This is a genomic window from Streptomyces sp. NPDC058877, assembly GCF_042742855.1.
GTDB lineage: Bacteria > Actinomycetota > Actinomycetes > Streptomycetales > Streptomycetaceae > Streptomyces.
The window spans coordinates 32,656-53,084 of record NZ_JBHYMF010000032.1; the positions used below are offsets into that span (position 1 = coordinate 32,656).

At 71.9% G+C, this 20,429-nt stretch carries 21 protein-coding genes and 1 pseudogene; 10 read left to right on the forward strand and 12 right to left on the reverse strand.

What is annotated here, in order from left to right; genetic code table 11:
• The first annotated feature begins 89 nt into the window (after positions 1–89).
• The 6 genes from ACFW2Y_RS10665 to ACFW2Y_RS10690 all read left to right on the forward strand — a co-directional run bounded on the left by ACFW2Y_RS10665 (position 90) and on the right by ACFW2Y_RS10690 (position 4,887).
• Positions 90–725 carry a TVP38/TMEM64 family protein gene (locus tag ACFW2Y_RS10665; RefSeq protein ID WP_384876319.1) on the forward strand — a complete coding sequence of 212 codons (636 nt, stop codon included), beginning with the start codon at positions 90–92 and terminating at the stop codon, positions 723–725.
• Positions 726–923: 198 nt separating this feature from the next.
• On the forward strand, positions 924–2,000 hold the full coding sequence (locus tag ACFW2Y_RS10670; protein WP_384876321.1) for a methyltransferase domain-containing protein: 1,077 nt from the start codon (positions 924–926) through the stop codon (positions 1,998–2,000).
• Between the two features lie 101 nt (positions 2,001–2,101).
• A complete protein-coding gene (locus ACFW2Y_RS10675) occupies positions 2,102–2,479 on the forward strand; it encodes a DUF427 domain-containing protein (RefSeq protein WP_384876322.1) in 378 nt (125 codons plus the stop codon).
• 95 nt (positions 2,480–2,574) lie between these two features.
• Complete coding sequence (locus ACFW2Y_RS10680) at positions 2,575–3,141, forward strand: RNA polymerase sigma factor (RefSeq protein WP_384876324.1); 567 nt, start codon at positions 2,575–2,577, stop codon at positions 3,139–3,141.
• Positions 3,126–3,443: an anti-sigma factor family protein gene (locus ACFW2Y_RS10685; protein WP_384876325.1), complete on the forward strand. Its 318-nt coding sequence runs from the start codon at positions 3,126–3,128 to the stop codon at positions 3,441–3,443. The genes ACFW2Y_RS10680 and ACFW2Y_RS10685 overlap by 16 nt, the downstream gene beginning before the upstream one ends.
• 76 nt (positions 3,444–3,519) lie before the next feature.
• Entirely contained in the window at positions 3,520–4,887 is a 1,368-nt protein-coding gene (locus ACFW2Y_RS10690) for a dihydrolipoyl dehydrogenase family protein (RefSeq protein WP_384876327.1), read from the forward strand.
• Positions 4,888–5,056: 169 nt separating this feature from the next.
• On the opposite strand, the gene ACFW2Y_RS10695 is transcribed toward ACFW2Y_RS10690, so the two are convergent.
• Positions 5,057–5,365 (reverse strand): anti-sigma factor family protein, encoded by a 309-nt coding sequence (locus ACFW2Y_RS10695; protein ID WP_384876329.1) that lies wholly within the window; start codon positions 5,363–5,365, stop codon positions 5,057–5,059.
• A 679-nt stretch (positions 5,366–6,044) separates the two neighbouring features.
• Between ACFW2Y_RS10695 and ACFW2Y_RS10700 the strand changes: the two genes are divergently transcribed.
• Positions 6,045–6,923 (forward strand): universal stress protein, encoded by an 879-nt coding sequence (locus tag ACFW2Y_RS10700; RefSeq protein ID WP_384876331.1) that lies wholly within the window; start codon positions 6,045–6,047, stop codon positions 6,921–6,923.
• A gap of 24 nt (positions 6,924–6,947) precedes the next feature.
• Complete coding sequence (locus ACFW2Y_RS10705) at positions 6,948–7,802, forward strand: DMT family transporter (protein WP_384876333.1); 855 nt, start codon at positions 6,948–6,950, stop codon at positions 7,800–7,802.
• Positions 7,803–7,963: 161 nt separating this feature from the next.
• Here ACFW2Y_RS10705 and ACFW2Y_RS10710 read toward each other — a convergent pair whose 3' ends face one another.
• From ACFW2Y_RS10710 to ACFW2Y_RS10730, 5 genes are all read right to left on the reverse strand, one after another.
• Positions 7,964–10,288, reverse strand: a complete 2,325-nt coding sequence (locus ACFW2Y_RS10710) for a heavy metal translocating P-type ATPase (protein WP_384876335.1) — start codon at positions 10,286–10,288, stop codon at positions 7,964–7,966.
• 131 nt (positions 10,289–10,419) lie between these two features.
• Positions 10,420–10,539: a ferredoxin gene (locus ACFW2Y_RS10715; protein WP_384876337.1), complete on the reverse strand. Its 120-nt coding sequence runs from the start codon at positions 10,537–10,539 to the stop codon at positions 10,420–10,422.
• 98 nt (positions 10,540–10,637) lie between these two features.
• Positions 10,638–11,600 carry an NADH-ubiquinone oxidoreductase-F iron-sulfur binding region domain-containing protein gene (locus tag ACFW2Y_RS10720; RefSeq protein ID WP_384876339.1) on the reverse strand — a complete coding sequence of 321 codons (963 nt, stop codon included), beginning with the start codon at positions 11,598–11,600 and terminating at the stop codon, positions 10,638–10,640.
• Positions 11,519–11,881, reverse strand: coding sequence for a hypothetical protein (locus ACFW2Y_RS10725; protein ID WP_384876341.1), 363 nt, complete (start codon positions 11,879–11,881; stop codon positions 11,519–11,521). The genes ACFW2Y_RS10720 and ACFW2Y_RS10725 overlap by 82 nt, the downstream gene beginning before the upstream one ends.
• A 218-nt stretch (positions 11,882–12,099) precedes the next feature.
• The gene (locus ACFW2Y_RS10730; protein ID WP_384876343.1) at positions 12,100–12,570 is read right to left on the reverse strand and encodes a ferric reductase-like transmembrane domain-containing protein; all 471 of its coding nucleotides are present in this window, start codon (positions 12,568–12,570) and stop codon (positions 12,100–12,102) included.
• 241 nt (positions 12,571–12,811) lie between these two features.
• Between ACFW2Y_RS10730 and ACFW2Y_RS10735 the strand changes: the two genes are divergently transcribed.
• Positions 12,812–13,006, forward strand: coding sequence for a hypothetical protein (locus ACFW2Y_RS10735; protein ID WP_384876345.1), 195 nt, complete (start codon positions 12,812–12,814; stop codon positions 13,004–13,006).
• Positions 13,007–13,215: 209 nt separating this feature from the next.
• Here the strand turns inward: ACFW2Y_RS10735 and ACFW2Y_RS10740 are convergent, their stop codons facing one another.
• From ACFW2Y_RS10740 to ACFW2Y_RS10760, 5 genes are all read right to left on the reverse strand, one after another.
• Entirely contained in the window at positions 13,216–13,563 is a 348-nt protein-coding gene (locus ACFW2Y_RS10740) for a DUF305 domain-containing protein (protein ID WP_384876347.1), read from the reverse strand.
• 17 nt (positions 13,564–13,580) lie between these two features.
• Positions 13,581–14,507: a universal stress protein gene (locus ACFW2Y_RS10745; protein WP_384876349.1), complete on the reverse strand. Its 927-nt coding sequence runs from the start codon at positions 14,505–14,507 to the stop codon at positions 13,581–13,583.
• Between the two features lie 176 nt (positions 14,508–14,683).
• Positions 14,684–15,475: an HPF/RaiA family ribosome-associated protein gene (locus ACFW2Y_RS10750; RefSeq protein ID WP_384876351.1), complete on the reverse strand. Its 792-nt coding sequence runs from the start codon at positions 15,473–15,475 to the stop codon at positions 14,684–14,686.
• Positions 15,476–16,212: 737 nt separating this feature from the next.
• Positions 16,213–16,596: a hypothetical protein gene (locus tag ACFW2Y_RS10755; RefSeq protein WP_384876353.1), complete on the reverse strand. Its 384-nt coding sequence runs from the start codon at positions 16,594–16,596 to the stop codon at positions 16,213–16,215.
• A 90-nt stretch (positions 16,597–16,686) separates the two neighbouring features.
• The gene (locus ACFW2Y_RS10760; protein WP_384876355.1) at positions 16,687–18,285 is read right to left on the reverse strand and encodes an IS1634 family transposase; all 1,599 of its coding nucleotides are present in this window, start codon (positions 18,283–18,285) and stop codon (positions 16,687–16,689) included.
• 156 nt (positions 18,286–18,441) lie between these two features.
• Between ACFW2Y_RS10760 and ACFW2Y_RS10765 the strand changes: the two are divergent.
• Positions 18,442–19,620, forward strand: a pseudogene (locus tag ACFW2Y_RS10765) (phosphoketolase); the annotation flags it as partial.
• Positions 19,621–19,855: 235 nt separating this feature from the next.
• On the opposite strand, the gene ACFW2Y_RS10770 reads toward ACFW2Y_RS10765, so the two are convergent.
• Positions 19,856–20,266, reverse strand: a complete 411-nt coding sequence (locus ACFW2Y_RS10770) for a CBS domain-containing protein (RefSeq protein WP_384876357.1) — start codon at positions 20,264–20,266, stop codon at positions 19,856–19,858.
• Between the last annotated feature and the right edge of the window lie 163 nt (positions 20,267–20,429).

The window sequence follows — 20,429 nt, forward strand, 5'->3', positions numbered from 1 at the left end:
CAACCGAGCCTCCGCAGCCAGATGCGGCGGCCCCGGACAGGCCGGCGTCGCGGTCGGCGCGCGCGGCGTGGACACGACTGGCACTCCTGGTGGTCCTGTTGGTGGCGCTCGGCTCCTGGGTGGCGCTGGGAGGGGCGGACCTGTTGCGGGAGGTGCGCCAGGATGTCGACTCGCTCGGCCTGTGGGGGCCGGTCGCGTTCGCCGTCTGCTACGCCCTGGCGGTGACGGCATTGCTGCCCGGTTCGGTGCTCACCGCGTCGGCGGGGGCTCTGTTCGGGCTGCCACTCGGGGTCGGTGCGGTACTCGTGGGAGCGACGGCGGGTGCGGCCTTGTCGTTCGGCCTTGCCCGCTGGCTGGGGCGTCCGGTGGTGGCCCGTCACGCCGGCTCGGGGCGACTGGCCCGGCTGGACGCCTACCTGACACGCCGCGGATTCGCAGCCGTCCTGCTCCTGCGGCTGGTGCCGCTGTTCCCCTTCTCAGTGATCAACTACGGGGCGGGAGTGGCCGGGGTCCGCTTCTCCTCCTACGTGACCGCCACGGCCCTGGGCATCATCCCCGGCACCGTCGTCTACACCGGGCTCGGCGGTTCCCTGGGTGATCCCGCATCGCCGGGGCTGTGGGGCGCGCTCGGTGCTCTGGTCGTGCTGAGCGTGGGCGGTGGGTGGGCTGCCCGGCTGATCCGCTCCCGCAACGGGGAGACCAGCGCGGCTGCCGACGGCCGGTGACACCCCCGTGGGTGCCGCTCGCTGCCTCCATGCCCAGGTGCACCTGGCAGTCGCCCACCGCAGGGTGGCCGCCGGCCGACTGGAGAGCCGTCCGAATCAGACACAGCGGAGTCGGAATGACAGCCGACGCACAACGGGTTCCCGTCGCGGCGGCGAAGAGCCGCCGAGGCGTCCGGCATCACGCATCAGAGGAGAGACATGGCGACGATCGACGTATCCCCCGAGCGGCAGGAGACGGACTCGACCGTGGCGGAATCGGTCAAGGACTACTACGGCAAGGTCCTCGCGTCCTCCGCGGATCTGAAGACCTCGGCCTGCTGCACGGACGCGGCACCGCCGCCGCACATCGCCGCGGCTCTCGGCGAAGTGCACGACGAGGTCATGGAGCGCTTCTACGGCTGCGGTTCGCCCATCCCACCCGCGCTTGAGGGGGCCACCGTGCTCGATCTCGGCTGCGGCAGCGGACGCGACGCCTACGTGCTGTCCCAACTGGTGGGTCCCGCCGGCCGGGTGATCGGCGTCGACATGACCGAGGAACAGCTCGCCGTCGCCCGCCGCCACCAGGACTGGCACGCCGAACGGTTCGGCCACGCGAACACCGACTTCCGTCACGGCTACATCGAAGACCTGGCCGCGGCCGGCATCCCGGACGCCTCCGTGGACGTCGTGGTCTCCAACTGCGTGGTGAACCTCTCGCCGGACAAGCCGCGCGTCCTCTCCGAGATCTTCAGGGTCCTGCGGCCCGGCGGTGAGCTGTACTTCTCCGACATCTTCGCCGACCACCGCCTGCCCGCCGCCCTCCTCGACGATCCCGTCCTCGTCGGAGAGTGCCTCGCCGGCGCCCTGTACACCGAGGACTTCCGCCGCATCCTGGAACACACCGGATGCCCGGACGCCCGCACCGTCGCCACCTCACCGGTGACGATCAGCGACCCGGACATCGAGCGGAAGATCGGCTTCGCCACCTTCACCTCCCGCACCGTCCGCGCCTTCAAGCTCCCGCTGGAGGACCGCTGCGAGGACTACGGCCAGGTCGCCGTCTACCACGGCACCATCACCGAGCACCCGCACGCCTTCGACCTCGACGACCACCACCGCTTCCACACCGGCAAGCCGATGCTCGTGTGCGGCAACACCGCCGACATGCTGAGCGCCACCCGCTACACGCCCCACTTCACCATCACCGGCGACAAGACCACCCATTTCGGCCTCTTCTCCTGCGCCCCGACTGGCCGGCCCGCGGAGGCGACGGCCGACACAGGCGGCTGCTGCTGACGTGGCCCGGCTCGGTGGAAGGCCGCAAGCGCGGGCAGGGTTCCCCTTCCGCAAGGAAAGGGGCGCCCGCCGCCCCGCGCGAACTGACCAGGAGGTGCACGATGCTCTACCGGGCCACTTTCAACGGAGTGCTGATCGCCGAGAGCGGCGACACCGTCAAGGTGGACGGCCACCGCTACTTCCCGCCCGATGGCGTGCGCCGGGAGTACCTCGTCCCCAGCGACACCACGAGCATCTGTCCGTGGAAGGGGCAGGCGCGGTACTTCACCCTCCGCGTGGACGGCCGGGAGAACAGGGACGCCGCCTGGTGCTATGCCGACCCGTACGCCGCCGCGGAACGCATCCGAGGCCGCATCGCGTTCTGGCACGGTGTGCGGGTCCAGCGCGTGCCGCAAGCCCCCGGCGCTCCCGCCGCTTCCGACGGCACCTCGCCCAGGCCCTCGGTACTGGGCCGGATCGCGGAGCTGTTCCGTCGATGACAACACGGTCACCGGCACCCCAGCGGCCGCGAGGCGACACCACGGCACCGGACAATCCATGGAATGCTCCGGTCCGTCCGGAGGGTTTCCAGTCCGTGGGAGACACAGTGGCACCGTCGCAGGGAACGCGGGACACGGCGTTCGCGCACTACGTGCTGCCCGAGGTGGAGGTCCTGCTGCGGGTGGCGATGACCCTGACCGCTCAGCCCGCCGACGCCGAGGACCTGGTGCAGGACACCCTGCTGCGCGCCTACCGGGCGGTCGACCGGTTCGACGGAGAGCATCCCCGGGCCTGGCTGCTGACCATCATGCGCCGCGCCGAGATCAACCGGCACCGCCGCCGCAGGCCGCACCTGCTGGACGACCCGGACGCCGACCTGGAGCGGCTGACCGCCCGCGACACGGCGGCCTCCCCGGAGGAGGTGATCGTCGGGCAGGGCTTCGACGAGGCGGTCGCCACCGCTCTGGCCGCGCTGCCGGACAAGCACCGGCAGGTTGTACGTCTCGTGGACATCGGCGGACTGAGCTACGCGGAGGCCGCTCGGGTACTGGACGTGCCTGAGGGGACCGTGATGAGCCGTCTGCACCGGGCCCGCAAGCGGATCAGGACCCAGCTGGCGGCGGCCGGACTCGCACCGAAACGGAAATGGAGCGCGATGTGATCGGGCACCGGGGCGGAACGCGACACCGCCGGATGAACTGCATGCAGGTGGCCCGCGTGCTCCAGGCATGCCTGGACGGCGAGACCGAAGAGACCACCGCGCGGCGGGTGGCCGCCCACGTGGAGGACTGCCGCCGCTGCGGCCTGGAGATGACCGTCTACCGGGAGATCAAGAACTCGCTGGCCCGCCACGAGCAACCGGACGAGACCGCCATGAACCGTCTGCGCGCCTTCGGCACCGCCCTGCTCACCACGGCACCGGGCGAACCCTCCGAAGGCTCCACCGGCCCCGGCGGAGCCTGAACCGGCCGACGAGGCCACCCACCGCGCATACCCGCGCGCCACCGCGTGGGCCGGTAAGAGAACCCGTGGAGGACCGATGTCACAGCACACCGACGTCCTGGTAATCGGCATGGGCCCCGGAGGCGAACACATCGCCGGGCGGCTGGCCGAGGCCGGGCTGCACGTCACCGGCGTGGAGGCCGAACTCGTCGGCGGCGAATGCCCGTACTGGGGTTGCGTACCCAGCAAGATGATGATCCGGGCCGGCAACCTGCTGGCCGAGGCACGTCGCGTTGCGGGGCTGGCCGGGTACGCCGATGTCACCCCGGACTGGGGGCCGGTCGCCGCCCGGATCCGCGACGAGGCGACCGACGACTGGAACGACCAGGTGGCCGTGGACCGGTTCACTTCCAGGGGCGGCCACTTCGTACGCGGCCGGGGCAGGCTCACCGGGCCCCGGCAGGTGGAGGTGGACGGTGAGACCTACCGGGCGCGCCGCGGCATCGTCGTCGCCACGGGCACCCGCCCCGCCGTCCCACCCGTGCCGGGGCTGAAGGACGTGCCGTACTGGACCAACCGCGACGCCGTGGCCACGAAGGATCCGCCCGCGACCCTGATCGTCCTGGGCGGCGGGGCGATCGGCCTGGAGCTGGCCCAGGTCTTCGCCCGCTTCGGCACCCGCGTCACCGTCGTCGAGGCACTGGGACGCCTGCTGCCGATGGAGGAGCCGGAGAGCGGCGGACTGATCGCCGACGTGCTGCGCTCCGAGGGACTCGACGTGCGCACCGGAGCCCGTGTCACGGCCGTCCGGCACGACCACGACGCGTTCACCACCGCCCTCGACGGCGGCGCCGAACTCACCGCCCAGCGGCTGCTCGTGGCCACCGGGCGGCACGCGGACCTCAGCGGGCTCGGCCTGGACACCGTCGGCCTCGACCCGCACGCCCGAGCCCTGGAGACCGACGGGTATCTGCGCGCGGCCGACGGCCTGTGGGCGGTCGGCGACGTGACCGGCCGCGGCGCCTTCACCCACGTGGCCATGTACCAGGCCGAGATCGCGGTACGGGACATCCTCGGCGAGGACGGACCCGCCGCCGACTACCGGGCCCTGCCCCACGTCACCTTCACCGACCCGGAGATCGCCTCGGTCGGCCTGACCGAGGCGAGGGCACGAGAATGCGGGCTGCGGGTACGCACCGGACTCGCCCGGGTGCCGTCGTCCGCCCGCGGCTGGATCCACAAGGCGGGCAACGACGGGCTGATCAAACTGGTCGAGGACGCCGACGGCGGCGTCCTGGTCGGTGCCACGGCGGCGGGCCCGGCCGGCGGCGAGGTGCTGTACGGGCTCGCGGTCGCCATCCAGGGCAGGATGCCCGTCACCGCACTGCGGCACATGATCTACGCCTACCCGACCTTCCACCGCGGTGTGCAGGACGCGCTCGCGGACCTCGACCACGGCCGGTGAGCCACCCGGCGGAACCCGAGAAACTCTCCGCTCGCCCCGCATCGTCGGGGGAACGGCCGGGCGAGTGCCCGCACGGCACGGGAGCGTAGGCCGGGCGTCCGTCTCCCCCGGCCGGCGGGCCATACCGCACGGGAACTCGGGGCGGTCCCGGTGCCCGACCGGCGGTGGGTCACCTGCCGGGGGGCCGCTCGCGCTTTCCGTCGTCTTCCCCCTCGTCCCCCAACAGCCCCTCGGCGAAGGCGCGCAGCCGCCCGACCGCACCGGCCTCCGGTTCCGCCCCACAGGAGAGGGCGCTCTTGATGTCCCGGTAGGTTTCGGCCTTCAGCCCGCAGCGGCGGCAGTCCTCCAGGTGCACCGCTACGCGGTGGGCCGTGACCTCGTCGGTCTCCCCGTCCAGGTATGCCTGCAGGACCCGGGCCACCCGCATGCAGTTCATCCTGCGCTCGGCCGACCGCCTCCGCTTCCACCACATGCTCATCGCTCACCTCGTCCCAGCACCAGCCCCGGCCACCGCTGTCCTCGACGTGGACGCGCCGGCTCGGCCCACGGCGGGCATCCACCGCGGACACAGCCGGAGGGTACCTTTCCCACGCGCACACCGCTGGACAACGCATCCGCCGAGCACGTCGCGGACCACCGGTGCTTACCGGACGACGCCAGGTACGAGGCATCCCCCGGCCCTTCCGGCCACCGGTGGGCGGACACCACAGTCACCTTCCAGAACCCGGACCGGGTTCGGCCACGACACGACGCAGCGGCAGCTCCCCAAACCGCCCGGGGCGACCCAGGACGCCAGACTCCGCTTGGCCGTCCAAGCACGGCGCGGGGTGAGGCCGGGCAGGTACGGGCCGTCGACGAGCAGTGCCGCCGCCTCCGGCATGTCGAGGCGCATCGTGAACCCGCGTCGCTCGTCAGAACGTACGCGGAAACCCGCGTCCCGCAGCAGCGCCGCGAGACCGTCACGGGCCTGCGGAGTGGGCCACGGCTGCCGTCGGGACCGCAGCGCCCGCATCACCCGGGCCCAGCCGAGGGCTCCGGCACCGAGACCCCGGACTGGGCGGGCACGAGAGCGGTTCGATTTTCGTTCCGCTGCGCTGGACCGGAGTGGTTTGAGATACTGGTTACGACCTGCTGTCTCTCCCAGGGGAGGGCATCGCATGTCCCTCCCGGTGATCGTCGGTGTGGACGGGTCGTCCGAGAGCATCGCAGCCGCGGAATGGGCCGCACACGAATCGGAACTCCGCGGCGCGCCCCTGCTCATCGTGTACGCGGACGAGTGGGCGGGAGCGGCGACCTCGCAGGGCGTCGGTCCTGACGCGCGGTGCCGTCGGGCCGATGAACTGCTGGCCGAGGCCGCGGAGTCCGTGCGACGGCTGCATCCCGTTCTTCAGATCGACACGCGGCAGCTGGCCGGACCGCCTGCGGCCGCACTGGCCGGTGCGGGTGCGGAGGCAGTGCTACTGGTACTCGGTTCGCGCGGCCTGAGCGGCCTCAGAGGCTTCCTCCTCGGCTCGGTCGGTATGGCGGCGATCGGCGCCACTGAGTGTCCCGTCGTGCTTGTACGGGTGCCGGGACGATCCACCGTTCCCGCCCGCTCCGCCGTGGCCCGTTCCTCGCGCGACGTGGTCGTGGGGGTGGACATCGATCAGTTTTTTGACCCGCTGCTTGATTTCGGATTCCAGGAGGCCGCCAGCCGGGACGCCCGCTTGCTCGCGCTGTACGGATGGTCGATTCCGCCCGTGGTCCGCGATGCCTCGGCCCTTGTGGCGGCTGAGCGGGAGATGGGGCCCGACATCGCGCGTCGCCTTGCGGCGGATCTGCGGCCCTGGCGGCTGATGTTCCCCTCGGTGGACCTCGTGGAGCGATCGTGCGTGGGCGGCCCCGCGCAACTGTTGTTGCAGGCGGCGGAGAACGCGGAACTCGTGGTCGTGGGCCGGCGTGTGCGCAGGGGAACCCTGGGCGCGCACGTCGGGCCCGTCACCCATGCGGTGATCCACCACTGCGCCGTACCAGTCGCTGTCGTCGCTCATGAGTGACCAGGCGGCCAGGATGCCGGGCTCGTGAACATTCTGGTGGCGGTGTCGAGCGCCCTGATGGCCGCCCTGTGTTTCGGGCTCGGGTCGGTGCTCCAGCACGAGGCGGCACGACGAGCGCCCCCGCAGAAGGCCCTGCGCCTGAGGCTCCTGTTCGACCTGGTGCGTCGGCCGATGTGGTTGGTGGGGACGGTGCTGTCCATCTCCTCGTTCGCTTTCCTGGCTCTGGCGCTGGCTTTCGGGCCGTTGGTACTGGTGCTGCCGCTTGCGGCGACGGATCTCGTCTTCGCCCTGCCGTTGCTGGCCCTGCGGCGCGGGGAACGGTTGAGTCGTTCCGAGGTGACCGGAATCGTCTGCACGGCGGGGGGAGTGGCGGTGTTCCTCGTGGCGCTTCCGCCCTCGCCCTCGGGCACGTCGGTCCCGGCCGTACGCGAGTGGGCGCTGGTGCTCGTGGTTGTTATCGGGGTGGTCGTGTCGTTGGCCGCGGTGGGAGCGAGCCGGCCGGGTACGGTACGGACGGCCTCGTACGCAGTCTGCGCGGCCGCGATGCTGGCTCTTCTCGACGCCCTGACCAGGAGCACGGCCGACCGGGTGCGGACAGACGGCTTCGGGGCGCTCTTCCACTGGGAACTGTATGCGCTGATGGCCGTGGGAGTGACGGCTCTGGTGCTCTCGCAAAGTGCCTTCCAGGCGGGTTCCTTGGCCGTCAGCCTGCCGATCATCGACACCCTGGAGCCGATCTGCGCCGTGGCCATCGGCGTGGCTGTCTTCGATGAGCAGCTCGCCGTCACGGTGTGGGCCCTGGCGGTGCAGATGGCGGGGGCGGCGGTGGCGGTGATCGGGGTCGTGCTCTTGGGGCGGTCGCCGCTGGCGACGGACTGACATGCCTCAGTCATCACTGTTCGTCCCCGTGGGCGTTCGCTCCGGGGCGGCCTGCGTGCAGCTGATCGCTGCGGTTTCCGGGTGGGCGCCGCCTCGACGGGCCGCCCTTCGGCCGGGCGCGGGTGTGTGAGCGGACGCCCAGTGGCGGTGCCGCTGTCGTTTCACGGTGCGAGGGAGAAGTAGTTCTCCTCTTCCTGGGTGAAGTGCAGGCGCAGGACGGTGTTCAGGCCGTAGAGGCAGGAGCGCAGGTCATCGAGTTGTTCGGGGGCCAGACCGCCGCCGGCGTGGGCTAGCTGCAGGTGGGTGGCGACGCGGTGGGAGAGGCGCTCGATCTCGGTGTGGGCGCGGCTCATGGTTGCGGTGGCCTCGGGTCCCCCGAGGGTGGGGGCCAGCGCCGGGTAGAGCTGGTGCTCTTCGGCGTACTCGTGCGGCAGGAGCCGTTCGGTCAGCAGCCGGTGTGTTTCCTCCACTGCCGTGAGGGCGGTCGGGCCGGGGGTGTCGGAGAGGCGGTCGGCGGCGTCGCGTACGGAGTCGAGGACGTCGCGCAGGTCGTCGTGTTCGGCCGCGAAGCGGTGGATGAGGGACTCGGCGGCGGGGGTGAGGGCCGGACGCGCGGCCTGGTCGACGTGGAGGGCGCGCAGGGCGTTGAGGATCACTGCGACGTCGATGCCTTCCTGGAGCAGCGCGCCGGCGGCGGGCGGCAGCAGACCGGCTGCGGCAGCGGCCATGGCCGCCAGCGACATGACCATGCCGCCCAAGGCGCTCTGCACGGCGATGCGGCGTGCGCGCTGGGCGATGGTGACGGCGTCGGCGAGGCGGTCGACGCGGTCTGAGGTCAGCACGATGTCGGCGGCTTCCGAGGAGGCGGTGGAGCCCCGGGCGCCCATGGCGACGCCGACGTCGGCGGCGGCGAGGGCGGGGGCGTCGTTGACGCCGTCGCCGACCATGACGGTGACCGCGCGTTCACGCTCGTCGTGTACGGCGGCGACCTTGCCGGCAGGGCTCAGCTCGGCGAGCACGCCGTCGAGGCCGAGGACGGCGGCGACCTCGTGGGCTGGTGCGGCCCGGTCGCCGGTGAGCATCAGGAGCCGCTGGATGCCCGCCGCCCGCAGGTGTCGCAGGGTGCGCGGGGCGTCGTGCCGCAGCGGGTCGCGCAGCAGGATCGCACCTGCTAGCCGTCCGTCGACGGTGAGCCATGCCACGGCCGCGCCGTCGAGGAGCGCGCGGTTGTCGACGGCCTTGGACCAGGGAGGCCGTGCGTCGTCGGGGCCGAGGCGGCCGATGGAGACCCGGTGCCCGTCCACGCTGCCGACGGCACCCCGGCCGGCCTCCTCGGTGACGTTCGTCGGGACGGAGAGTTCGAGATCGCGTTCCCGGGCGGTGTCGACGATGGCCTGGGCCAGGACGTGCGGTGAGTACTGGTCGAGCGAGGCCGCCACACGCAGGACTTCCGCGGGTGTGATGCCGGGGGCCGCGGTGACGTCGAGGACGCGAGGGCGGCCGCGGGTGAGGGTGCCGGTCTTGTCGAGCAGGAGGGTACGGGCGCGGCCGAGGTTCTCCAACGCGCCGCCGTCGCGGATGACCACGCCGAAGCGGGAGGCACGGGAGAGACCAGAGACGATGGCGACCGGGGCGGCCAGCAGCAGAGGACAGGGCGTGGCCACGACCAGGACGGCGACCGCGCGTACCGCGGAGCCGCTGATCAGCCAGGCCAGTCCCGCAACAGCGAGGGACAGGGGCAGGAACCAGGCCGCGTACCGGTCGGCCAGCCGCACCACGGGCGCGGACTCGGCCCCCGCCTGACGGGCCAGGCGTACGATCCCCGCGTACGTGCTGTCCTGCTCGGTGGCGGTGGTCCGCAGTTCGAAGGCGCCGCCCGCGTTGACCACGCCGCTGCGGACCGTTTCGCCCCGGGGCCGCTCGACCTGGAGCGACTCACCGGTGAGTACCGACTCATCCAGGACGGCGGCGGCGCTCTCCACACGACCGTCGACGGGCACGACTTCACCGGGGCCGACGACGAGCAGGTCACCGACGGCGACCTCGGCCAGCGGGACCGTGACCACCCCGGCGTCCGTGCGGCGGCGTGCCGAGCGTGGCGCGTGCTCCAGCAGGGCGCGCAGGTCGTGCGAGGCGCGCCGCTGGGCCGTGGCTTCGAGGGTGCGGCCGGTGGCGAGCATGAGGGCGATCAGGGCACCGGCCAGGTACTCGCCCACGGCCAGGGTGCCGCCGAGTGCGAGTACGGCTATCAGGTCCACGCCCGCCTGTCCGCGGCGCAGCGCGGCGAGCACCCACACCACGGCGGGCACGACGGCGGCGACGGTTCCCAGAGCCCACAACAGGTCCGACAGGCCGCGCGCGCCGACGAGCCAGGCGATGCCGCCGCCGGCCAGCGCGGCCGCTGTGACGGCCAGGAGGACCGGTTCGAGCCGCAGGGAGGTGATCGCCGTCGTGATGCGGCGCGGACCTGCTGCGGTGGGGTTCATGGCGCACCTCGATCCGTGCAGTGCGGTGACCGTGGGGCTCGGTCCCTTCATCCCATCGTGGCGGTGACCTCGGCGGCAGGGGCCGTCCGGCCCTTCTGCCGGGCCGGACGGCCGGGATCGGCGCGCGCCCGTCACGTCCGGCCGGCGTCGAGGTGGAGCGCCAGCAGGGGGCAGGCCGCGGCGGCGCGGCGGGCGTGGCGATGCAGATGGTCGGGGACGGACCGGTCCTTGACGATGGGGGGTAGCCCCATGCGTCGAGGTCGATCAGCTCGGGCAGCAGTTCGCCACAGGGCCTGTCCGATGCAGGCGATGCGGTTGATACGCAGGGTCTTGGCGGGGCGCGCGGGAGTCATCGCCAGGTCTCCGGGGGTACGGCGGGCGGTACGGGGATCCGCGGCGGCCGGTGGGCCGCGGCGCAGGCGCCCTGGACGAGGTGGGGGTCGATGTCGTCGGCGAAGGCCTGCAGGGCGGAGGCGGCCAGTCGGGCGGCGCCGTCGGGGTGGCGGCAGGCGCCCCGGTCCGGCAGCAGCCCGACGCGCCGGCGCAGCCGTTGCAGCAGGTCCGCGTCGGCCCGTCCGGCGGCCAGCGCGGTAAAGTCCTCCGCCACGGCGGGCAGCCCGAAGCGGCACGGGCCGCACTGACCGGCGCCGTCGGTGGCGAGGTACGCAAGCATGCGCGCCGTCTCGGACAGGCCGCAGGCCGCCCGGGACAGAGCGATCAGCACGCCCGCACCGGGTGCGGCGCCCAACGGGGCCAGCTCACGCCGGGCGAGGGGCACCTGGAGGTGCTCGGCGGGAAGCCAGGTGCCGGCGAACCCGCCAAGGAGGAGCGCCTGCAGGGACTCCGTGCGCCCTCCGGCGCGGTCGATGATCACGTCGAGGGGTGTCCCGAACGTGGTCTCCAGGACGCCCGGCGCCGTGACCGCGCCGGAGACGGTGACGAGCAGCGTGCCGGGCTCGCCCGGCGTTCCCGCCTGCCGGAACCAGCCCGGCCCGTAGCGGGCGATCAGGGCCAGGTGGGCGAAGGTCTCGGTGTTGCTCACCAGCGTGGGACGGCGGGCGACACCGCGTTCGTGGGTACGGGGCGGGCTGCCCTGCGGGCGTGCCGGGCCGCCACTGAGCCAGCGCACCAGGGACGTCGACTCGCTGGAGACATGGGTGTGCGGAAGGGCGCGGAGGCGCAGCCGCACCGGGTCGAGACGGTCGCGTCGCCGTTCGTCCAGGGCCGCGCTCAGCTGCTCGAACTGGGCGGTGCGGGTGCGGGGCAGGCACAGATGGACGGTGTCGGCGCCGACCGCGGTCGCGGCGAGCACGGCGCCGTCCAGGACCAGATGGGGTGCGAAGGTGAGCGGAACTCGTCCTTGCGGCTCGCAGGTTCGCCCTCCATCGCGTTGACAACCACCACGGCCCGGCCGCCCCGTTGCGCGGCCGCGCGCAGCTTGCGCGCGGTAAGGAATCCGGCACCGCCGCGCCCCGGTGAGCCCGGCCGCCTCGACGGCCTCCACCACGGACAGCGGCGACGTACCGGTGCCGGGCGCCGGCGGGCCGTAGCGCCGCAGATGATCGGCGAGGGTGGTCGGCACACCGGTGGCATACCAGCCGGAGAGGAGCCGGGGCACGTCGTGTGCCGGGGAAGGAGCCGAGGAGTTCGGCGTCACGTCCGGCGTCGCGTCTGTCGTCGTGTTCGTCGTCCGCCTCCGGTCAGCGCCGTCGGTGTCACGGCGGCGCGCTGCGCCCGGCTCGGCTGGAGCGGCCCGGTGGCGAGGAACGCGGTGAGCACCCCGGGTACGGCGGTCGCGGCCACGGCGGCCGTCAGACGCCCGGCGACATGCCCGGGCCGGACTTCGCCAGCCGCCACCACACGGCGGCGACCACCGCTGCGAGGCAGGCGGCGCACAGCCACAGCTGAAGGGGGAGCCGGGTGTCGGTACCGGTCCCGGCGCTGTGGAACAGGGCGATCGGCCAGGCTGCGTAGGCCAGCCAGTGCACGGCCTTCCAGCGGCGCACGCCGAGCCGGTGCCGCACCGCGCTGGTGACCAGGACGGCGATCAACAGGTCGAAGGCTGCCGTGCCGAGTCCGAGCCAGAGGGGCCGGTAGGACGCCCCGTACGGCACGACGGAAACGGCCCGGCTCAGGTGCACGAACGGATCGAGCACCGCGGTCACCACATGCACGCCGAGGAACACCAGGGTGAGCAGGGACAGGTTGCGGTGCAGCAGCCCGATCTCGAAGCGGCCGACGCGGCGGGGCGCGGTCCGTCCGCCGGAGGTGATGCCGAGCACCACGGTGGCGGTCGCCGGCTTCCTGGCGCTCGGTGCGGCCGTGAGCTGAGTCCGGTTCTGATGTCCTCGGCCGGCGGACCGATGCACTCGGGCCGCCGGCCCGCCACTGTCTCTGCCGTGATACGGGCCTCATAGCTCTGCCGGACGGGCCATCAGGCCCCTGGGCCCCGCACCGCTGTTCGGCAACAGTGTGATCCGGCAGGGGCAGGGTGCCCATCAGCCGCTCAAGGAGGTGGGCCCCATGCCCGGACTGCTGGCCATCGGAGCCATCACATCGATCGGGCTCGGCGCGATACTCGTGTTCGCCGTCGACCGGCAATGGGAGGGCGCTGACCGGCCCCTGGTGGGACTGATCATGATGGCGGTCGGCATGCTCGCTCTGGTAGCCGCCACGCACATGTACGGCCATGACTCCCATTCCGGGAAGACGCCGTGAGTCCGCGGGTCCACACCAGCGCCACCCTTCCCAGCCGTGGGCCCAAGGCATATGACGGCAGGTGAACTTGTTCCGACGCCCGACGCCCGACGCCCGACGCCCGACGGCAGGACCGGTGCGGTGACAGCCCCGACGCCACGCCCGGCATCGGGGCTGTCGCCGTTGTCATGCACTTGGTCGGCCGTGGTGGGGCCCGGCGGGCCCGGCGCTCATGTGCCTGTTGCGGGGCAGGGCACGTTGGGTATCGTCCGCATCCGGGCGATCTCTGCGGTCTGGGAGATGACGATGTCGTCGGTAAGCGTCTTGATGGGACCGCAGGCGGCTTGCCGCTGCTCGGCCGTGCCGGCCCCGCCTTCGTGGTGCTCGGCCATCATCGTTGGGAACTGCCGCGAGGGGAATCGATCAACTGGCGCGGGAAGCCTTCCCCGGTGAGCAACCCAGAGCAAGGCCGGGGCAACGCCAGAAGCGTCACCCCAGCGCTTCGGCCTCGGCTGCCGCGGTACCGCACCCTCGCAACGACCGGGCCCGGTGTGGCCGGCAGACTCCAGCGAGGTCATGCCACCGCGAGCGACGGTCAGAGGTGCTGCACCACCGCCACAGGCGCCGCAGCACGGTGGAGCACCGCGTGCGTGACCGGGCCGATGTGCGGGCCGATCGCCGAGCGGCGTACACGCCGTCCCACGACCAGCAGTGAGGCGTCCTTCGAGGCGTCCACCAGGTGGTCAGCCGCCCCGCCCACCACGCACTGCTCCTTGACGTCGACCTCCGGGAACTTGCCCCGCCACGGCCGCAGCACGTCGGTGAGCACGCTTGCTTCACGCAGTCCCATCGCGACGCCGTGTCCGGGATCGACGGCTTCGGGATCGTGTCCGAAGACGATCGGTACGTCCCACCCGTGGACGACCCTCAGGGCGGCCCCGCGTGCGGCGGCGGCGGAGAAGGCGAACTCGATCAGCTCGTCGCACGGCCGGGTGAGGTCGAGCCCCAGTACCACATCGAGGTACCGCACCCGGCCGATCGGGCCGTCCCCGGGCTGCTTCTCGTCCTCGGCCCGCTCGCCGGCCCGCACGACGACGACTGGGCGCTCGGCGTGCGCGATGACGGACAACGACACCGATCCGGCCAGAATGCCACCCAGGGCGCCCAGACCTCGCGAGCCCAGAACCAGGACCTCCGCCTTCTTCGCCGCGTCGAGCAGCACCTCGACGGGACGGCCGAAGACCTGCTCGACGCTGACGTGCACACCGGGATGCCCCTCTCGCACCCGCTCGGCCACGTCATGCGGGACATGCTCGGCCCAGTGCCGGGTGATGGTCGTATCGCCGGGCGCGGTGTCCGCACCCGTGAGCGGGGCGTGGGTGAATCCCGGTGACCAGTCCTGCCAGACATGGACGAGATGCAGGGGAAGACCCCGTAGCAGCGCCTCTCGGGCACCCCACTGCGCGGCAGCCTGCGACTCGACCGAGCCGTCCACAGCGGCGATAACGGTACCTTGTGACATGGAGTTCTCCGTGTAAGGGGATGTTTCCGTGGGGGAAGTGGCCGCGGATCAGGCGAAGGCCGGGCCCCTCCACCAGGGCGCGGCACTTGTCTGCGGCAAACAGGCCGGCTGCTCACAGCGGCCGACAAGGGGAAGCCGGGACGGGCCGGAAGCGGGGTGCTCCGGCGAGAGGGTGACTACCGGGCCGGGGTGATCAACCCGTAATGGCCGTCGTAGCGGTGGTAGAGCACGCTGCCCCGACCGGTGGCCGTATCGGCGAAGAAGACGAACGGCAGTCCGGTGAGGTTCAGCCGCTGAACGGCCTCGGGCACCGTGCTCACGGGCACGGGGACCGTGCTCACGCTCAGCAGCCCCTCGGTCTCGCGCTCCTGGCCCACGGGCCCCAGCGATGCCAGGCGGTGGCGGCCGGTGCGGACGTCGCGGTAGACCACGCTGTCGTACCCGGAGGTCAGGTCCGTGAAGACCCAGAAGTCGTAGTCCATGGCCTCCAGGTCGATCACGGCGTCCTCGGGCGTCTGCCGGGTCTGGCTGAACGACTTGTACCGCTCGACGCGGCGCTCCTCGGCCGACAGGTGCTGACGGTGCGGACGGTGCTCGTGGCCCGCGCTGTCCCACCACGCCTCCTGGACGGTGCCGGGGAGCCCGCGTGGCCCGTACCGCCGTGCCCGGGCCAACCGCACGGTCAGACGCTCCTGCAGCAGGTCGACCGCTTCGAACATGGTGCTCGCGGCCACGTGGGCACGTACCGGCCGGCCGCTCACATCGATCACGGCCTGGGCGATGGCGGGGCGAGCCGCCGAGCAATGGACCGTCTGGGTGAGCTTCACCTGGGCGGCCAGCACCGGCTCGCTCACGTGGTCGAGGGCCGTGAGCACCTTCTCCCGTGCGTAGGTGGCCGCGCCTCGGGGCACTTGTCCCCGGCTGCGGACCTGTACGTCGATTGCCTGGGTGGTCTTGAGACCGCTCATGGGAACTCCTCCTTGATCGCTCTCAGCCTGTCCGGTGCCGACCGTTCCCGGCAGAGCCGACGGGGCCGTCGCCGCGGGGCGACCAGTCCCTCTCCCCTCCCATCCATCCGGGACGTACGGGCATCCACGAAGGGCCGTTCGGTCCAGGGCCGGGTCAGGGAACGGAGCCGGGGACAAGTGCAGGACAGGCACCTGGCCGTGGTCAGCCGGGGCAGCGCGAGGAGGCTACTGAAGTGACCCGTCCGGCCCTTACCGCGACGCTTTCGCCGTGTCAGCGTCATGGACGGCGGGTGCACTTACGACCACGGGGCCCGGGACCCATGGGATCACGAGGGGTGCGTGCCCTCGGGCGGTCCTGAGGCGGTTCGCGTTCCCGTGACGCGGGACGTCGTACCTTTCGACCACGACGGCCCGGCGCCCGCTTGCCGCCCGCGACCACACACGACGGAGGAAGCTTGCGCGAGGACGAGCGCTCTCAAGGCGTACCGCTGACCGGCGAGGAGCTCGGTGCGCTCGACGCGCCAACGGCGGCCTGCTCCTGCGGGACCTGCCCCTGCCTCGGCTCGAAGACTTCGCCGTCCCGGTGGACAAGCCCGGCGAGGCCCGCCACGAGCCGACCGGGGTGCTCGGAGAACTAGCCCCGGACTTCGCGGGTCACCGTTTCAGGTCTGTTGTGGCCGACCGCTCCAGTCGGCCGTTGTGGCCGAACTGGAGCGGTCGGTTCGGGGGTCGGCCGGTTACGGGGCTGCCTCGCGGAAGAGCGCCAGGAGGGCGTGCGCCTGCGGGGCGCCCGCGTCGAAGAACTGCGTGGCGAGTGCGGGGGGCACGGCGGTTCCATGCATACGGACCTCATGGCAGCTGAAGCAGAACGCCGCCTCGAACAGCACCAGGTCGAGAGTGTCCGCGTACGCCCGGACACTCCAGCCCGGCGAGAAGCCGCAGCGGTGCTGCTCGCTGCCGGGCAAGCTTTCGATCAAGGCCAGAGCGCTGACGGCCTCGCTCCCGATCCAGTGGGCGCCCACACTGCCGGGATATGGGGTGCCCCGCTTTGTCGGGAGTTCGGAGATCCTTACGACCTCGAGCAGCGCAGCGGCGGCCACGGCTTCGGCGGGGAGCTTCATGTGCGTAGTCTGCCCGCGCCCAGTGTCGGGCGGTGCACCTGCCTCCATCAGCGACAGCTCTCCCGCTCACGGGCTGTTTGAGGCGCTCCGTCACATCTGGGGCCAGCGGGTTTGTCCGATGTCGGTGTCGAGTAGGTCGAGGAGGTGGAGTTGGACACCGCGGGTGATCTGGACGGTGGGCGGGGCGGTGACGTTGCCGATCCGCAGGGTGAGTTCGCCGAGGTGGTAGAAGATCATGCGGCCGGTGGGACGGACGCGGCGGTTGTCGGGGTAGAGGCCGGTCATGGTCTGTTCGGGGCCCAGCGCCCGTCTGACCTGCCGCTCGATCAGGCAGAAGACGAGCAGGGCCAGGCAGATGACCTGGATCAGGGCGGCAACGCGCCGGTTGTGCTGCACGAAGACCGGCGCGACCGCGAGCGGGCCCTTGAAGTCGTGGTAGCGGCGTTCGACCGCGCCTTGGCCCTTGTAGTGGATCAGGGCCTGCCCGGCGTCCGCCTGGTCGGCGGGGACGGACGTCAGCAGTGCGTACCAGCCGTCGACAGCGGCTTCGGCCTTCAGCACGTCGGTGTCGAAGTGCCAGGCCAGGGCCGGGGTGCCGTCCTCGTTGTCGGTGACGGTCCAGCGCAGGCAGGAGGTGACACGGCGCTTGGCGGCGATGACACCGATCCGGGCGACGATCTTCTCCCGGGTCTTGTAGTGACGTCCGCCGGCCGCAGCGGTGAGTTTGTCGAGCTCTTTGGCCACCTTGGTCAGGCGTTTTACCCGGGCCGCCTGCTGACCTGCGGCGTTCGCGGTGGAATGGACCAGGATCCGGCGCACGGTGAGGGGCGGATCGCTCTTGCGGGGGCCGGTCAGGACATGGGTGTCCTGAAGGACCCGGTAGGTCTCCCGCTTCTCAGGCGGCTTGTCCGCGTCCCGGTCGGGCACCCAGTCCACGACGACGGCCTGCCGCAGGTCGAGCGCCGCGTAGACCTCGTCCTTGACCTGCGCGGCCGGGGCTGGGGCGATGAACTCCACTCCCGCCTGAAGCAGGGCAGCGACGTTGGAGTAGGACACCAGCTTGGAGTCGGCGACCATCAGGAAGCCGCGCTCGCCGGCCATGGCCCGCAGGTCTTTCATCGCGCCGACGACCTGGCTGACCTCGGCCGCACCACCGCCGAAGACCCGGGCATGGAGCGGAATACCGCCGTCGGCCGACACCGCGAGTCCGGCCTGGACCTGCTTCAGATCGAAGCGCCGGTCCTTGGGATGCCCATAGCCGATCAGCGGGTAGTCCTCGTCCTGATCCTGGGCCGGGAAGGCCCCGTGCACGGACATGCTGGTCATGTCCCAGTGCATCCGGGCCACATCGATCCCGAACTCACCGATCGCCCGCGCCCCGACCGTGCCCGCGATGTGCTCCAGATGCGGAGCGATCGCATCCAGCGCCCGGGCCAGACGGTCATCGTTGAGCAGACCGGGCTCGATCCCGAAGACCTCCTCCACCGCCCAGCACCGGGCCCAGTCCTCCACCCGCACCAGAGGCGCGGGCGACGTCAGCCGGTTGGCCACCAGCGCCTCGATCACCTGCCCGTGCGTCACCAGCGCACTCGCGCCGCCAGGACACACCTCGTCGACGATTCCGGCGACATCCAGCCGGCGCAGAAACTCGGCAGCGACAGGCAGAGCACCCAGACGCTTCTCCACCACGGACGTCACCACAACATCAAGACGCTGACGGACAGACCGTGGCCGCGGGGACCGGGAAGTCATCGACACACCCCACCCAACGCCACACCACCGGCCCAGGACACCCCCGGACCGGTCACACCATACGAATCAACGACCCGCGAAGTACGGGACTAGCTGGACAACGTCATGGCATCCACCGCCAACCGCCGCGACTTCCGCCTCGTCGGCCCCGACGAGACCGCCTCCAACCGTCTCCGGGCCGTGTACGGAGCGAGCGGCAAGGCCTGGCAGGAACCGCTCCTGGCCACCGACGAGCACCTCGACCGGCACGGCCGGGCCATGGAGATCCTCTCCGAGCACACCTGCCAGGGCTGGCTGGAGGGTTACCTCCTGACCGGCCGGCACGGGTTGTTCTCCTGCTACGAAGCCTTCGTCCACATCGTCGACTCCATGGTCAACCAGCACATCAAGTGGCTCAAGACCTCCCGCCCCCTGCACTGGCGCGCACCTGTCGCCTCACTCAACTACCTGCTCACGTCACACGTGTGACGCCAGGACCACAACGGCTTCTCCCACCAGGACCCCGGATTCGTCGACCACGTCCTCAACAAGAGCCCCGAGGTCGTCCGCGTCTACCTGCCGCCGGACGCCAACACCCTGCTGACCGCCGCCGACCACGCGCTGCGCAGCCGCGACCAGGTCAAGGTGATCGTCGCCGGCAAACAGCCCTGCTTCGACTGGCTCTCCCTCGACGACGCCCGCGCCCACTGCGCCCGCGGCGCCGGCGTGTGGGAATGGGCAGGTACCGAGGACGGGACCCGCGACCCGGACGTCGTCCTGGCCTGCGCCGGCGACGTCCCCATCCAGGAGATCCTCGCGGCGGCCGGCCTCCTGCGGCACCATCTCCCTCAGCTCGTCGTACGCGTGGTGAACGTCGTCGACATGACCCGGCTCATGCCTCACGAGGAAGACCCGCACGGCATGACCGACCCGGAATACGACGCCCTGTTCACCCGGGACAAGCCGGTGCTCTTCGCCTACCACGGCTACCCCTGGCTCGTGCACCGTCTCGCCTACCGCCGCACCGGCCACCCGAACCTGCACGTACGCGGCTACAAGGAGGTGGGCACCACCACGACGCCCTTCGACATGGTCGTGCGCAACGACCTCGACCGCTACCGCCTCGTCACGGACGTGATCGACCGCGTTCCCGGCCTCGCCGTACGAGCCGTGGGCGTGCGCCAGGTCATGGCCGACGCCCGCATCCGCCACCACGCCTTCATCCGCGAACGCCGCACCGACCTGTCCGAGGTCGCCGACTGGAGCTGGAACAACGGCCGGCAGCCGGCATGATCCCACCGTCCGCACCGGGCAGCATTGAATGCCTCGACAGGCCCCCGCAGCACCCTGGCGCGGCTTCACCCGACCCGCGGCACGGACGGAGCCGTCGCTGCTCTGCCTGCGTACGGCACAGCAGGCCCGCCGCCAGATCGCGCACCCGAACGGCGGGCGCGGTACGCGTGCAGTGCCGCTCGACCGGCTGCGCAGCGAACGGCCCCGTACCCCTGCGTCCGCCTCCCGGGCATCTTCAAACAGAAGGGGGCATGCGCGGCCCGGGAGAGTCGTCTCGCCTGTCGGCCGTCAGCCGGTTGACCACGCCGACGACGCCGTCGACCCGCCAGGCGGCCCGGACCAGGGCCGTGGTGTCGATCTCCGGTCCGGCGACGCCCTCGATGGTGACGATCCCGTCCCGGACATCGATGTGAAGCCTGCCGGCGTCGTGTGCGGGACCGTGGGGGTACACAACACCGACCACGGCTTCGTGGATCTCCTCGTCGGTGCGCAGGAAGACGCGCAGCAGGTCGCGGCGTGTGGTGATGCCGATGAGACGGTCCTCCTCGTCCACCACGGGCAGCCGGTCGATGTGGCGGCGTTCCATGATGCGCGCCGCGTCGACCACGCGCTGTTCGGGATGCACGGTGCCCGCGGGACTGGTCATCAGCCCGCCGGCCGTCAGGACCGGTCCTGGGGGGGGGGGCGGGTGGGCGGTCCGCCGCAGGGCCCCCCGCCCGCGGGCCCCGGCGGCCCCCGGGCGGCCGGGGGCCGCCCGGGGCCGGGGGGGGGGGGGGTGGGGGGCACGGCCGGGGGCACGGCGGCGGGCG